Here is a 13,115-nt window from a genome sequence, read left to right as displayed (position 1 = left end):
CGGGCACCACGCGATCTCCGGGCGCCCTGCTCCGCTCGTCAGCGGATCGTCGCCGGCGGCGCCAGCTGCCGCAGCCGCGCGCGGTTCGCGCGCAGCCACGGCAGCAGCTCGGCCGCCGGCATCGGCCGCGCGATGAAGTAGCCCTGCGCGAGGTCGCAGCGCAGCGTGCGCAGCAGCTGCCAGTCGGCCTCGGTTTCGACGCCTTCGGCGACGGTGCTGATGCCCAGCTGGCGGCCGAGCGCCAGCGCGCTGTCGAGGATCGCGCGGCGGTTGGCGCGTTCGCTGGCGCCGTCGACGAAGCTGCGGTCGATCTTCAGCTCGGTGAACGGGCTGCGCGACAGCGTCTGCATCGACGAGTAGCCGGTGCCGAAGTCGTCGATCGACAACCCGCAGCCCTTCAGCCCCAGCCGCGCCAGGCTGCCCATCGCTGGCGGGCGCATCAGCATCGATTCGGTGACCTCCCAGATCAGCGCGGCCGGCGGCACGCCGTGCTGGTGCACGCGGTCCATCAGCTGGCCGACGAACGTGGGGTCGACGAGGTCGTCGGCCGACAGGTTGATCGACAGCTTGAGCCCGGGCAGCGCCCGCGCCCAGTTTCGCCAATGGGCCAGCGCGCGCTCGACGATCTGCAGCGTGAAGCGCGCCATCAGCGGCGTGCCCTCGATGGCGTCGATGAAGTGCGCCGGCCCGAGCACGCCGCGCTCGGGATGGCGCCAGCGCGCCAGCGCTTCGACGCCGTGCAGCAGGCCGGTGGCCAGCGCCACCTTGGGCTGCACGAAGGGCTCGAACTGGCGGGCGTCGAGCGCCGCCTCGATCTCCGGCAGCCCGGCCGCGACGGTGGCGCCGGCCGGGGCGCGACCGCGGCCCGCCCGGATGCCTTCGAGCAACTGCGCCAGGCGTTCGCGCGACACCGGCTTGGTCACCGCGCCCAGCAGCGGCATCGCCGGATGGGCGCCGGCCAGGCACTCGACGGTCTCCAGCAGCCGCGGGTCGCGCGCGCTGGTGACGATCAGGTGGCCGACGTCGCGCCGCTGCGCGAGCCGGCCGATCAGCTCGATGCCGTCCATGCCCGGCATGTCGATGTCGGTGACCACCAGCTCGATCGACGGCTGCGCGGCCGCGTCGATCGTCTGCAAGGCCTCGTGGCCGTTGGCCGCCTGCAGCACCTGCTCGTAGCCCAGGTCGACCAGCAGCCCGACCATGTGCCGGCGCTGCACGCCGCTGTCCTCGACGACGAGCGCGATGGTCATGCCAGCCCCTGCCCGGCCTGCAGGGCCATGATCTCGCGGTCGATCGCGTCCAGCGCCACGCAGCGCTCGGCCGCGCCGCGGCGGATGGCCTCGCGCGGCATGCCGAAGACGACGCAACTCGCCTCGTCCTGCGCCACGGTGCGCGCGCCGGCCCCGCGCATCTCGAGCAGGCCAGCCGCGCCGTCGTCGCCCATGCCGGTCATGATGATGCCCAGCGCGTTGGCGCCGGCGCTGCGCGCGACCGAGCGGAACAGCACGTCGACCGACGGGCGGTGGCGGCTCACCGGCGGGCCGTCGACGATGTCGACGTGGTACTGCGCGCCGGCGCGGCGCAGCAGCATGTGGCGGCCGCCGGGGGCGATCAGCGCCAGGCCGGGCCGCACGCGGTCGCCGTTGGCGGCTTCGCGGACCTCGATCGCGCACAACGCATGCAGCCGCTGCGCGAACGCGGCGGTGAACTTCTCCGGCATGTGCTGCACGATCACCAGCCCCGGGCTGACGCGCGGCAGCGCGGTCAGCACGCGTTCCAGCGCCTGCGTGCCGCCGGTGGAGGTGCCGATCGCCACCACCTGGTCGGTGGTGCGCGCCAGCGCCCGGGCCGGCGCGGCGGGCAGCACCGCGTCGGCGCTGTAGCGCGGCGGCGCTGGCGGCGCGCACGCCCGCGCCGCCAGCCGCAGCGGGTTCGCCCGCGCGGCGGCCTTGACGGTGGCGACCAGCTCGGCCGCGCTGCCCTGCAGGAAACGCTTCAGGTCCAGCCGCGGCTTGGCGACCACGGCCACCGCACCGGCGGCCAGCGCCTCCACCGAGGTCGCCGTGCCCTTGTCCGTCAGCGTCGAGCAGATCACCACCGGCGTCGGCCGTTCGCTCATCAGCTTGCGCAGGAAGGTCAGCCCGTCCATGCGCGGCATCTCGATGTCGAGCACGATCACGTCCGGCCACGCGGACTTCATGCGCTCCATCGCCAGCAGCGGATCGGCGGCCACGTGCAGCAGCTCGAGGCCCGGATCGGCGGCCACCAGCCCGCCCAGCACCTGGCGCACCACGGCCGAGTCGTCGACGATCATCACCTTGATGCCCATGGACGCTCAGATCCTGCGGTAGACCGACGGCGCGACGGCGCGCAGCGACGGATGCATGTCGGCCAGCGTCTCGGAGTGGCCCACCAGCAGGTGGCCGCCCGGCTCGATCGCCGGCACCAGGCGCGCAACCACGTCGCGCTTGGTCGCGAGGTCGAAATAGATCATCACGTTGCGCAGGAACACCACGTCGAAGCGGCCGATGGCCGGCAGCGCGCGGTTCAGGTTGACGGACTCGAAACGCACCCGCTCGCGCAGGGACCGTTCGACCAGCAGCGTGCCCTGCTGCGCACCGGTGCCGCGCCGGCAGTAGCGCCGGCGGTACTCGTCCGGCAGGCCCTCGGTGCGCGCCTCCGGGTAGTGGCCGCTGCGGGCGCGCGCGAGCATGCGCTCGGAGATGTCCGACGCCAGCAGCTGCCACGGCAGATCGCCCTGCACGTCGGCCAGGACCATCGCGATGCTGTACGCCTCTTCGCCGCTGGAGCAGGCGGCGCTCCACACGCGCAGCGGCGCACCGGCCTGGCGCGCGGCCAGCGCCCAGCCGCGCAGGCGCTCGAAGTGGCTCGACTCGCGGAAGAAGTAGGTCTCGTTGGTCGTCAGCAGGTCGATCGCGCACTGGCGCTCGGCCGCCTCGGAGGGCTGGAGCAGTAGTTCGAAGTAGGCGGTGTAGCTGTCCATCCGCCGCGCACGCAGGCGCTTGTCGAGCCGGCCGCTGACCAGCGCCTGCTTGCCCGACCCCAGCGTGATGCCGGCGGCGTCGAGGATGAAGCGCTGGGCGAGGCGGAACTCGCGTTCGGTGAGCTCGGACATCGGTCGGCTCGCGTGATCGGCTGCGTTGCGGCGGGGGCGTTGCGGCCTCAGGCCGGCAGCGCCGCCTCGTCCTCGACGCCGGCCGCGATGCCCAGGCCCTCGATCGCCAGCACCTGGTCGATGTCGAGCAGGATCACGAAGCGGCCGTCGACCTTCCCCATGCCGGCGATGAACGGCGTCGCGATCGCCGTGCCGAAGGCCGGCGGCGGCTCGATGTCGGCCGGCGCGATCTCCTGCACGGCGTTGACCGCGTCGACGACGAGGCCGACGACGCTGTGCACGCCGCCCAGCGCCAGCTCGACGATGACGATGCACGTGCGCTTGGTCGGCTCGGCCGCCGGCTTGCCGAAGCGCAGCGCCAGGTCCAGCACCGGCACCACCGCGCCGCGCAGGTTGATCACGCCGCGGATCGCCGGCGGCATCATCGGCACCGCGGTCAGGCCGCCGTACTCGATGATCTCCTTGATCGCGAGGATGCCGATCGCGTAGACCTCGCCGCGCAGCACGAAGCTCAGGTACTGCGCGGGGTCCTGCGCCGCGGGGGCCGCGGCATGAACGGGGGCTGTCATGTGAGGGTGTCCTTCACGCGGCCGTGCTCAGTACTTGACGAAGAGCGACTCGTCGACCGGCGCGCCGTCGGCGCCCACCTTCTGCTCGCCGGCGCGCGGGGCCGGCCGGCCGGCGCCGCGCGCGGCCCGGCGCAGCGCGCTGCGGGCGATCTCCGGCGCGCTGGTCGCCGGCGCGGCCGCATCCGACGCGGTCTTGAAGAAGCCGATGATGTTCTGCAGTTCCTCGGCCTGGCCGCTCATCTCCTCGGCGGTGGCGGCGAGCTGCTCGCTGCCGGCGGCGTTCTGCTGCGTCGTCTGGCTCAGCTGCGCGACCGCGGCATTGATCTGCGCGACGCCCGAGCTCTGCTCCTGCGACGCGGCGGTGATCTCCTGCACCAGGTCCGAGGTGCGCTGGATGTTGGGCACCATCTCGCCGAGCAGATGGCCGGCGCGCTCGGCCAGCTCGACGCTGGAGCCGGCGACCTCGCCGATCTCCTGCGCCGCGACCTGGCTGCGCTCGGCGAGCTTGCGCACCTCGGCCGCGACGACCGCGAAGCCCTTGCCGTGCTCGCCGGCGCGGGCCGCTTCGATCGCCGCGTTCAGCGCCAGCAGGTTGGTCTGGTAGGCGATGTCGTCGATGATCACGATCTTCTTGGCGATCTGCTTCATCGCCGCGACGGTGGCCTTGACCGCCTCGCCGCCCTCGGTGGCTTCGCCGGCGGCCTTGCTGGCCATCGCGTCGGTGGCCTTGGCGTTGTCGGTGTTCTGCGCGATCGACGCGGTCATCTGCTCGACCGACGCGCTGGTTTCCTCGACGCCCGACGCCTGCTCGGTGGCCGCCTGCGACAGCGACTGCGCGGTGGAGCTGACCTGCTCGGCGGCGCTGGCCAGGCCGTTGGCGCTGCCGGCGACCTCGGCGACGACATGCGACAGCTTGTCGACCATGCGCTTCATCGCGGCCAGCAGGCTGCTCGTATCGCCGGGCTTCAGCGCGATGGCCACCGTGAGGTCGCCGGCGGCGACCCGCTCGACCATCTGCTGCGCGTAGGCCGGGTCGCCGCCGAGCTGGCGCATCACCGCGCGCAGGATGAACAGCCCCAGCGCAACCAGCAGGGCCAGCGCGATGCCCGAGGCGGTGTACATCAGCCATTGGGCCCGCGCGGAGGACTCGCTGGCGGACTTGACCGCGCTGTCGGCGTATTGCGTGTTCAGCTCGACGAGCTTGCCCAGGCTGGCCTCGGCCTTGCCGAAGTCCTCGCGCGCGCCGACCAGCTGGGCGTGGAACTGCTCGAAGAGCTCCTTGCGCCGGGCCGGCTGCTCGTTGCGGCCGATTTCCTTGGCGAGCGTGGTCAGGCGCGCATCGCCGGCCTTCCAGGTCTCCCACTGCTGCACGAACTGCTTCCAGACCTGGGCCTCCTCGGCCTCCTGCGGCAGCGGCTCGTAGACCTTCCAGGCCTTGTCGACACGCTGCCAGGCCTCGCCCTTGCGCTGCAGCTGACGGTCCAGGTCCTTCAGGTCCGCCGGGTAGGCGACCATGCTGTCGATGTACCGGTTGGCCGAGCGGATCGCCGTCTGCGCCTCGTTGATCGTCTGCAGCGCATTGACCGAGGGCAGCCGGTTGCGGCCGACCTCGTCGAGCATCTCGGCATCGCGCCGCAGGCCCAGGAATGCGATCACGATCACGGCCGCGAGCGCGAGGATGCCCACTCCCAGCAGCGCCAGGATCTTGGACTTCAGGGAAACGTTGTTGAACATGGGGTGCCTTTCGAAGGAAACCGGGGCGCCTCAGAGCGCGACGCGTTGACGCGCCAGCACGTCGGCCAGCAGCGCGGGAACATCCAGGATCAGCGCGACTTCGCCGCTGCCGAGAATGGTGGAGCCGCTGATGCTCTTGACCTGCGCGAAGACGCGCGACAGCGGCTTGATGACGGTCTGGAATTCGCCCATCAGCTGGTCGACGACCAGGCCGAAGCGCTCGCCGCCGTGCCGGATCACGACGACGCTCTCGCGCCGCGGCGCCGGGGCGTCGATCTCGAAGTGCTCGCGCAGGCGCACCTGCGGCAGCACCTGGCCGCGCAGGTTGCACCACGAATGGCCGGGCTCGGCGGCATGCTCGATGCATTCCTCGACCGCCTCCAGCGGCACGACGAAGACGGAACCCCCGACGCCGACCAGGAAGCCGTCGATGATGGCCAGCGTGAGCGGCAGCCGCACGACCACCGTCGTGCCCTGCCCGTCGACGCTGCGGATGCCGACGCTGCCGCGCAGCGCGGCGATGTTGCGCTTGACCACATCCATGCCGACGCCGCGGCCGGACAGGTTGGTCACCGCCTCGGCGGTCGAGAAGCCGGGCTCGAAGATCAGCGCATGCACCTCGTCGTCGCTCAGGCGCTGCTCGGGCTGCACCAGGCCACGCTCGATGGCCTTGGCCAGGATGCGCTCGCGCTTCAACCCGCCGCCGTCGTCGCCGACTTCGATGACGATGCTGCCGGAGTCGTGGAAGGCGTTCAGCCGGACGGTGCCGCGCTCGGGCTTGCCGCGCGCCTCGCGCTCGTCGGGCGATTCGATGCCGTGGTCGACCGCGTTGCGCACCAGGTGCAGCAGCGGGTCGCCGATCTTCTCGACCACCGTCTTGTCCAGCTCGGTGTCCTCGCCGCTGACCTCGAGCACGATGTCCTTGCCGATCTCGCGCGCGACGTCGTGCACCACGCGCTGGAAGCGGCCGAAGGTGGCGCCGATCTTCACCATGCGCAGCTGCAGCGCGCTGTCGCGCACCTGCTGCACCAGCGTATCCAGCCGTGCCGTGGCCTCGACCAGCTCGGCGTGGCCGTGCCGGCGCGCCAGCAGGCCGGCACCGGCGCCGGCGATGATCAGCTCGCCGACCAGCGTGATCAGCTGGTCGAGCTTGTCGGCATCGACGCGCAGCGAGCGGCTCTCGCGCGCCTTCGCCTCTCCGCCGCCCTGGCGCTGCTGGCGCTGCTTGGTCAGCGCCGCCTCGACGACCTCGGCCTCGACGATGCGCTGCTCGACCAGGATGGCGCCCAGCTTCGGCGCCGCGCCCGCCGCGGCGGCCTGCGCCTGCAGCGCGGCCTGCAGCTCGCGTTCGGTGACGCTGCCGCAGCGCACCAGGATCTCGCCCAGCCGCGGCGCGTTCTCCGGCAGCTCGTCGATCAGGCGCAGGTAGTCGGCGATGCGGCTGCGCGGCGGCACGATGCGCAGCGTGCAGTCGTCGCGCACGAATTCGAAGACACCTTCGATCGTCGCCTTGTCGGCGGCGGTGGCGAAGTTGATCTCGAAGCCGAGGTAGCAGCACTCGGGGTCCAGCTGCGCCGCCGGCGGCAGCGCGTCGGTCAGCGTGACGATGCGCACGATGCGGCCGAGCGTCGACAGGTAGCGGATGAAGGACGCGGGATCGAAGCCGTTGCGCATCACGTCGGGCGAGAAGCGCAGCGACAGGTGCCACTGGTCGGCGGCGCCGGCTTCGGCCGCGCCGGCGCCGGCCTCGTCCGGCGTGTCCGGCGTGTGCGGCGTGTGCGGCGGCTCCGCGGCCGGAGCCGGCGTTCCATAGCGCCCGATCTGCGCCAGCAGCGCCGCGCCCTGGGCCGCGGTGTCGGCGGCATCCGTCGTCACGCCGGCCTCGACCGCCGCCACCTGCACGGTCATGTGGTCGCAGCACGACAGCAGCAGCACGACCAGCTCGTCGTCGATCGCCACGCGGCCGTCGCGTACCGCGTCCAGCAGCGTCTCGACGGCGTGCGTGAAGCCGACCACGTCGTCCAGGCCGAACAGCCCGGCCGAGCCCTTGATGGTGTGCGCGGCGCGGAAGACGGCGTTCACCGCCTCGGCCTGCTGGCCGTCGGCGCCGATCGACAGCAGCGCCGATTCCATGTCGGCCAGCAGCTCGCGGCTCTCGGCGATGAAGGTCTGCAATGCGGCATCGATGTCCATGCGGTCCTCCGCTTCAGCTCAGCACCAGCGCCGGCGGACCGAAGTGGTCCACCAGCTCCAGCAACGACAGCAGCTCGTGCACCGGCACGCTGACGCACACCAGCTGCAGCGTGCGGGCGGACTGCGCGGCCTCGGCCTTCAGCATCTGCAGCAGCTGCAGCCCGGCGATGTCGATCTCGGTGACGCCGGACAGGTCCAGCTCCAGCACCGGGCCCGCGCGCTCGAGCGCCTGCAGCAGCTGGGCCTTGAGCTCGGCGGCGCGGTAGATCGTCATCTCGCCGTCGACGGCGGTGGCGGTGGGTACCAGGCCGGCATTCATGGCAGCACCAGCTTCTGCACCGCGTTCAGCAGCGCCTCGGGGCGGAAGGGCTTGACCATCCAGGCCTTCGCGCCGGCGGCCTGGCCTTCGGCCTTCTTCGCCTCGGCCGATTCGGTGGTCAGCATCAACACCGGGGTGAAGCGGTAGGCCGGCATCGCCTTCACCGCCTTCAGGAAGCCGATGCCGTCGAGGTTCGGCATGTTGACGTCGCTGATGATCAGGTGGACCTTCTGCCCGGTCAGCTTGCCGAGCGCGTCCTTGCCGTCCTTGCCCTCGAGCACCGAATATCCGGCGCCTTCGAGCGCGATGCCGACGACCTGCCGCAGCGATGCGGAGTCGTCCACCACCATGATGGTCTTGGCCATGGGCGTGTCCTCTTTGTCGTTCAAAAGAAGGTGATCTCGTCGGCCGCGCTCGGCGCCGCGGCCACGGTTTCGCCGCGGTGCGCGCTGCGCTCCTCGGCCATCGCATAACTGCGCTCCAGCTCGGCCAGCAGCGCGGCGGCATCGAGCGGCACCAGGCGGCCCTCGCTCGTCCAGCGCTCGGGGCCCTGGCCCAGCAGCGGCGGCAGCCGCGCCATGTTCTCGGTGACGTGGCTCATCACCTGGCTGATGCGGTCCTGGAATTGCAGGTGCACCAGCGCCTCGGCGATCTCGTGCTGCATCAGCGCGCGGCTGGCCTGCAGCTCCTGCGACCGCGCGGCCAGCGCCTCGGCGGAGCCGCGCAGCCGGTCCAGCACGTCGCCGATCGCGGCGCCGGAGGCTTCGGTCGACGCCTGCTCCGCGGCCAGCGACTGCTCGGCCGCCGCGCAGGCCGCGCGGATCGCGCTGCCCACCGCATCGACCTTCTGGCGGATGTGCCGGCCCGACTCGGCCGAGCGGTTCGACAGCGCGCGCACCTCCTGCGCGACGACCGCGAAGCTGCGGCCGTGTTCGCCGGCGCGCGCCGCTTCGATCGCCGCGTTCAGCGCCAGCAGGTTGGTCTGCTGCGCGATGCGCGCGACGTCGTCGGCCATCGCCTGCAACTCGCCGATGAAGCCGCTCAGGGCGCCGACCTGCGCCAGCATCGCCGCCTGGCCCTGCTGCGACGCCCGCAGCGACTGCGCGACGCGACCCAGCGCGTCCCGGCTGCCACTGAAATCGACGTCCGCGCCTGGCCGGCCGTTGCCGGCGCCGCCGGACGGCGGCTCGCCGCCCTGCGCCCGCAGCTGGGCGACGATGCCCGAGAAACGCTCGGCCAGCGCCGAGACCGCCACTTCCATCTGCGAGCGCGACGATTCGATGTGCTGCGCCCACACCGGCACCAGCGCGTCGCCCAGGCCCTGCTGGCCGGCGAGCAGCGCGGCAATGTCGGCCTGCAGGCCGCGGCGCCCGCGACGGCCGTGGGCATCGGCGGCCATGGCCAGGGCCAGGAGCACGGCGGCGGCGCCGAGCGGCAGCCACGCCAGGCCGGCGGCGGTGATCAGCGCGAGCGCGGCCGCGGCGGCGACGAGGGTCGCGGCGTGATCGGACAAGGTTCGAGCGAGGGCTGGGTTCACAGGTCTCTCGGATTGGCGACGCCCTGGAGCGCCGGGTTGACCAACACCTTATCGGCCATCATCCCCTTCTATTTAAGAGAAATGAGAGTTTTATTTGTTTTTAATCGTCGGTATGCCATAGTTCGATAGACATTCAGATGACGCACCGGCATGCGCGGCCCTTGCGCCCGGCCAGGAGATCACCGATGAGCAGTACCGTCCCCGCACCGGCCCCCCGCGTCCAGACCCACGCCGGCCGGCGCAGCTACTTCCTGGGCAAGCTGCTGCTGACGGTCTGCGCGGCCGCCGCCCCGCTGCTGGTGCTGCACGGCGTGCTGCTGCTGCGGCAGAAGGCCGCCGACGAGGACGCCGCGGTCCTGACGCTGCGTACGCGGGTCGCCCGCGCGCGCCTGTCGCTCGACACCGCCTTCACGCGCATCGATGGCATGCTGCAGTTCCTGGCCGCGCGGCCGGAACTGCAGGCGCTGGACGGCCCCGGCTGCGGCCAGCTGATCGCCGGCATCGCCACGGTCGACCCCCTGCTCGCGAACATCGGCGCGGTCGACCTGGACGGCAACCTGCTGTGCCTGTCCGCGCGCCCCCAGGCGCCGAAGCGCAACTACCGCGACGCGCCCTGGTTCGCTGGCGCCGAGGCGGCCACCGCGCAGGGCCGCCATCACCTGAGCCGGCCGTACATGGGCGATGTGTCGCGCAAGCTGATGATCAACGTCGTCGCGCCGCTGCGCGACCCCGCCGGCCGCCGCATCGGCATGCTCGCCGCCGCCATCGATCTGCAGCGGCTGGCGCTCGGGCCGCTGGGCACCGAGGGCATGCCCGAGGGCAGCGTCGTCGCGCTGCTCGACGGCGAAGGCCGCGTGCTCGGGCGCGACCCGCTGCTGCCGGACCTCGGCGAGCGCCGCCTTCCGGCCCGGGTGCAGGAGGCGTCGCTTCAAGCGCGCGACGGGACGTTCCGGCAGGTGTCGAACGCGGGCGTCGCCTCGACCTACGCCTTCACCGACCTGGCCCACCATGGCCTGCGCGTTGGCGCGCTCACGCCGGACCACGAGGTTGCCGCGCGCAGCGAGCAGGCCTTCCGCCGCAGCGCCCTCGCGCTGCTGCTGGTGGCCGGCTGCGGCCTGGCCGCGGCGGTGTGGGCGGCGCGGCGCCTCAGTGCGCCGCTGCAGAGCCTGGCCGCCAGCGCGCGCGCGCAGGCCGGCGGCGCCACCGACGTGCGCGCCGACGAGGGCCTGCCGGGCGAATTCGGCACGCTGGCGGCCGAGTTCAACGCGATGCTCGACGCGCGCAACGCCGGCGAGGCCTCGCGCCGCGCCCAGGCCGCCGCGGAAGCCGCGAGCCAGGCCAAGAGCACCTTCCTGGCGCACATGAGCCACGAGATCCGCACGCCGATGAACGCCATCCTCGGCCTGGCGGACCTGACGCTGCGCACCGAGCTGTCGCCGCGCCAGCGCGGTTACCTGGACAAGCTGAAGATTGCCGCCGACACGCTGCTCGAGCTGATCGACCGCGTGCTCGACTTCTCGCGCCTCGAGGCCGGCAAGCTGGAACTGGTGCCGGCGCCCTTCGTGCTCTACGAGCTGCTGGGCCGCATCGGCGCGATGGTCGGCGAGGCCGCGCAGCGACAGGGCCTGGCGCTGCAGTTCGTGGTCGCCCCGGAGGTGCCGCAGCGCCTGGTCGGCGACGGGCCGCGGCTCGGCCAGGTGCTGCTGAACCTGTGCAGCAACGCGATCAAGTTCACCGAGGCCGGCGCGGTGGTGGTGCGCGTCGACTGCGTGCGCGCCGAGCCGTCGTCGGCGCAGCTGCGCTTCTCGGTGACCGACAGCGGCATCGGGCTGTCGGCAGACGAGATCGCGCGCCTGTTCCAGCCCTTCGTGCAGGCCGACGCGTCGACCGCGCGGCGCTACGGCGGCACCGGCCTCGGGCTGGTGATCAGCCGCCAGCTGGTCGAGGCGATGGGCGGCACGATCGAGGTCGCCAGCACGCCGGGGCGCGGCAGCACCTTCTGCTTCAGCCTGCGACTGGAGCGCGAACACGTCGAGCCGTCGTCGACGCCCGAGGCGTCCGGTGCCAGCGGTGACGCCGGCGCCGGGGCCGCGGCGGTCGCCGCGCTGCGCGGGCGCCGCGTGCTGCTGGTGGAAGACAACGACGTCAGCCGGCTCGTCGCCGCCGAGCTGCTGGTCGAAGTCGCCGGCATGCAGGTGACGATGGCCGCCACCGGCGAAGAGGCGCTGCAGGCGCTGGACGCCGGCGGCATCGACGTCGTGCTGATGGACGTACAGCTGGCGACGATGGATGGCTGCGAAACGGCGCGCCGCATCCGCGCCCAGGCCCGCCATGCCCGGCTGCCGATCATCGCGGTCACCGCGCACACCCTCGCGCTGGACCGCGAGCGCTGCCTCGCCGCCGGCATGGACGACTGCCTCGGCAAGCCCTTCGAGCCGGCGCGGCTGCTGCAGACGCTGGCCCGCCAACTCGCGCGCGGGCCAGTGCGTACACTGGATTCGTGACCTCGTCCAAGCCCTCCGCGGCCGTGCGGCCCGCGCCCGCCTCGTACTCGCCCGCGGAGCTCGCCCGCCGGCTCGGCGTCTCGGCACCGACCATCCAGCGCTGGGTCGACCAGGGCCATCTGAAGGCCTGGAAGACGCTCGGCGGCCACCGCCGCATCGACGCCGAGAGTGCCGAGCGCTTCATCGCCGGCCAGGGGCTGCCGGCGGACCTGCCGGCCGAGGCGCCGCCGCCGCTGACGGTGATGATCGTCGACGACAACGAGGACGATCGCGACGTGCTCTGCGCGCTGGTCGAGGAGGCGCTGCCCGGCGCCACGATCCTGCTGGCGGACAACGGCTTCCAGGCGCTGACCTCGATCGGCCAGGCGATGCCGCAGCTGCTGATCACCGACATCGTGATGCCGCACATGAACGGCATCGAGATGCTGCGGCACGTCTGCGGCGGCAGCACGGTGCGGCCGCACGCGGTGTTCGCGGTGTCCAGCCACACGCCGCAGCAGGTCGCGGGCCTGGGCGGACTGCCCGAGGGCGTGACGCTGGTCGCCAAGCCGGTGCAGCCGGCCCCGTTCATCGAGGCCTTGCGGGCCGCCGCCCGATAGCTCAGGCGGCCCGCAGCACCGGCAACGGGTAGCCGCGCTGCTCGAGGTCGTGCTTGTCCTCGGCGGTGGCGGCGGTCAGCTCCTTGCGGATCTGCTTTTCCAGCAGCGGGCGCAGCAGCCCGCCGATCACCGGCGGCAGCGGCAGGCGCACCGTGACGGTCACCAGCGTGCCGGGCCGGCCGTCGCGCGACTCGTCGCGAAAGTGCGCGGTGATCGAGCCGCCCTGGTTGAAGCCCTCGACCGATGTGTCGACCATCGAGCCGTCGGCATGCAGCTGGCGCTCGAAGACGTCGCGCTGCGTGATGCCCAGCAGCTTCACATGCTGCACGTAGCGGGCGCTGCGCGGACCCGCCGCCAGCACCTCGAAGCGCAGCTTCGGATGCACGTTGGCGCGGATGTGGTGTTGCAGATCGGCGAACTGCGACTGCACCGTCGCGCGCGGCGCGGCGATCCATTCGGGGTGGCTGACTTCGACGAAGCGGGGCATCGCGGACTCCTGCGGTGGCCTGGGGGGATGTCCGCGT

At 72.5% G+C, this 13,115-nt stretch carries 12 protein-coding genes; 2 read left to right on the top strand and 10 right to left on the bottom strand.

Going from position 1 to position 13,115, the window contains the following annotated elements; genetic code table 11:
- Nucleotides 1–38 precede the first annotated feature (38 nt).
- The 9 genes from P1K89_RS12690 to P1K89_RS12650 are packed head-to-tail and all read right to left on the bottom strand — an operon-like array spanning nucleotide 39 to nucleotide 9,464.
- Nucleotides 39–1,250 (bottom strand): EAL domain-containing response regulator, encoded by a 1,212-nt coding sequence (locus P1K89_RS12690; RefSeq protein WP_284616816.1) that lies wholly within the window; start codon nucleotides 1,248–1,250, stop codon nucleotides 39–41.
- Nucleotides 1,247–2,329, bottom strand: a complete 1,083-nt coding sequence (locus P1K89_RS12685) for a protein-glutamate methylesterase/protein-glutamine glutaminase (protein WP_284616815.1) — start codon at nucleotides 2,327–2,329, stop codon at nucleotides 1,247–1,249. The genes P1K89_RS12690 and P1K89_RS12685 overlap by 4 nt, the downstream gene beginning before the upstream one ends.
- Nucleotides 2,330–2,335: 6 nt before the next feature.
- Nucleotides 2,336–3,136: a CheR family methyltransferase gene (locus P1K89_RS12680; RefSeq protein ID WP_284616814.1), complete on the bottom strand. Its 801-nt coding sequence runs from the start codon at nucleotides 3,134–3,136 to the stop codon at nucleotides 2,336–2,338.
- A gap of 47 nt (nucleotides 3,137–3,183) precedes the next feature.
- Nucleotides 3,184–3,705 (bottom strand): chemotaxis protein CheW, encoded by a 522-nt coding sequence (locus P1K89_RS12675; protein WP_284616813.1) that lies wholly within the window; start codon nucleotides 3,703–3,705, stop codon nucleotides 3,184–3,186.
- A 27-nt stretch (nucleotides 3,706–3,732) separates the two neighbouring features.
- Nucleotides 3,733–5,439 (bottom strand): methyl-accepting chemotaxis protein, encoded by a 1,707-nt coding sequence (locus P1K89_RS12670; RefSeq protein ID WP_284616812.1) that lies wholly within the window; start codon nucleotides 5,437–5,439, stop codon nucleotides 3,733–3,735.
- Between the two features lie 30 nt (nucleotides 5,440–5,469).
- Complete coding sequence (locus tag P1K89_RS12665) at nucleotides 5,470–7,632, bottom strand: chemotaxis protein CheA (protein ID WP_284616811.1); 2,163 nt, start codon at nucleotides 7,630–7,632, stop codon at nucleotides 5,470–5,472.
- Between the two features lie 13 nt (nucleotides 7,633–7,645).
- Nucleotides 7,646–7,951, bottom strand: a complete 306-nt coding sequence (locus tag P1K89_RS12660; RefSeq protein WP_284616810.1) for an STAS domain-containing protein — start codon at nucleotides 7,949–7,951, stop codon at nucleotides 7,646–7,648.
- Nucleotides 7,948–8,316: a response regulator gene (locus tag P1K89_RS12655; protein WP_284616809.1), complete on the bottom strand. Its 369-nt coding sequence runs from the start codon at nucleotides 8,314–8,316 to the stop codon at nucleotides 7,948–7,950. The genes P1K89_RS12660 and P1K89_RS12655 overlap by 4 nt, the downstream gene beginning before the upstream one ends.
- Nucleotides 8,317–8,336: 20 nt before the next feature.
- Nucleotides 8,337–9,464, bottom strand: a complete 1,128-nt coding sequence (locus P1K89_RS12650) for a methyl-accepting chemotaxis protein (protein ID WP_284616808.1) — start codon at nucleotides 9,462–9,464, stop codon at nucleotides 8,337–8,339.
- Nucleotides 9,465–9,673: 209 nt separating this feature from the next.
- Here P1K89_RS12650 and P1K89_RS12645 point away from each other — a divergent pair, with 209 nt between their 5' ends.
- Nucleotides 9,674–11,992, top strand: a complete 2,319-nt coding sequence (locus P1K89_RS12645) for an ATP-binding protein (RefSeq protein WP_284616807.1) — start codon at nucleotides 9,674–9,676, stop codon at nucleotides 11,990–11,992.
- Entirely contained in the window at nucleotides 11,989–12,591 is a 603-nt protein-coding gene (locus P1K89_RS12640) for an excisionase family DNA-binding protein (RefSeq protein ID WP_284616806.1), read from the top strand. The genes P1K89_RS12645 and P1K89_RS12640 overlap by 4 nt, the downstream gene beginning before the upstream one ends.
- Before the next feature lies 1 nt (nucleotide 12,592).
- Here P1K89_RS12640 and P1K89_RS12635 read toward each other — a convergent pair whose 3' ends face one another.
- A complete protein-coding gene (locus P1K89_RS12635; protein WP_284616805.1) occupies nucleotides 12,593–13,078 on the bottom strand; it encodes a hypothetical protein in 486 nt (161 codons plus the stop codon).
- Nucleotides 13,079–13,115 lie beyond the last annotated feature (37 nt).

Origin of the sequence: Aquabacterium humicola (genome assembly GCF_030167915.1) — a bacterium.
GTDB classification, from domain to species: Bacteria; Pseudomonadota; Gammaproteobacteria; order Burkholderiales; family Burkholderiaceae_C; genus Pseudaquabacterium; species Pseudaquabacterium humicola.
The sequence above is the reverse complement of the archived record's forward strand: the minus strand, read 5'-3'. Positions and strand labels throughout refer to the sequence as shown.

What these genes read in the sequence shown, in the direction of transcription:
- P1K89_RS12690 (WP_284616816.1), bottom strand. Translation starts at nt 1,250, where the DNA reads ATGACCATCGCGCTCGTCGTCGAGGACAGCGGCGTGCAGCGCCGGCAC.
- P1K89_RS12685 (WP_284616815.1), bottom strand. Translation starts at nt 2,329, where the DNA reads ATGGGCATCAAGGTGATGATCGTCGACGACTCGGCCGTGGTGCGCCAG.
- P1K89_RS12680 (WP_284616814.1), bottom strand. Translation starts at nt 3,136, where the DNA reads ATGTCCGAGCTCACCGAACGCGAGTTCCGCCTCGCCCAGCGCTTCATC.
- P1K89_RS12675 (WP_284616813.1), bottom strand. Translation starts at nt 3,705, where the DNA reads ATGACAGCCCCCGTTCATGCCGCGGCCCCCGCGGCGCAGGACCCCGCG.
- P1K89_RS12670 (WP_284616812.1), bottom strand. Translation starts at nt 5,439, where the DNA reads ATGTTCAACAACGTTTCCCTGAAGTCCAAGATCCTGGCGCTGCTGGGA.
- P1K89_RS12665 (WP_284616811.1), bottom strand. Translation starts at nt 7,632, where the DNA reads ATGGACATCGATGCCGCATTGCAGACCTTCATCGCCGAGAGCCGCGAG.
- P1K89_RS12660 (WP_284616810.1), bottom strand. Translation starts at nt 7,951, where the DNA reads ATGAATGCCGGCCTGGTACCCACCGCCACCGCCGTCGACGGCGAGATG.
- P1K89_RS12655 (WP_284616809.1), bottom strand. Translation starts at nt 8,316, where the DNA reads ATGGCCAAGACCATCATGGTGGTGGACGACTCCGCATCGCTGCGGCAG.
- P1K89_RS12645 (WP_284616807.1), top strand. Translation starts at nt 9,674, where the DNA reads ATGAGCAGTACCGTCCCCGCACCGGCCCCCCGCGTCCAGACCCACGCC.
- P1K89_RS12635 (WP_284616805.1), bottom strand. Translation starts at nt 13,078, where the DNA reads ATGCCCCGCTTCGTCGAAGTCAGCCACCCCGAATGGATCGCCGCGCCG.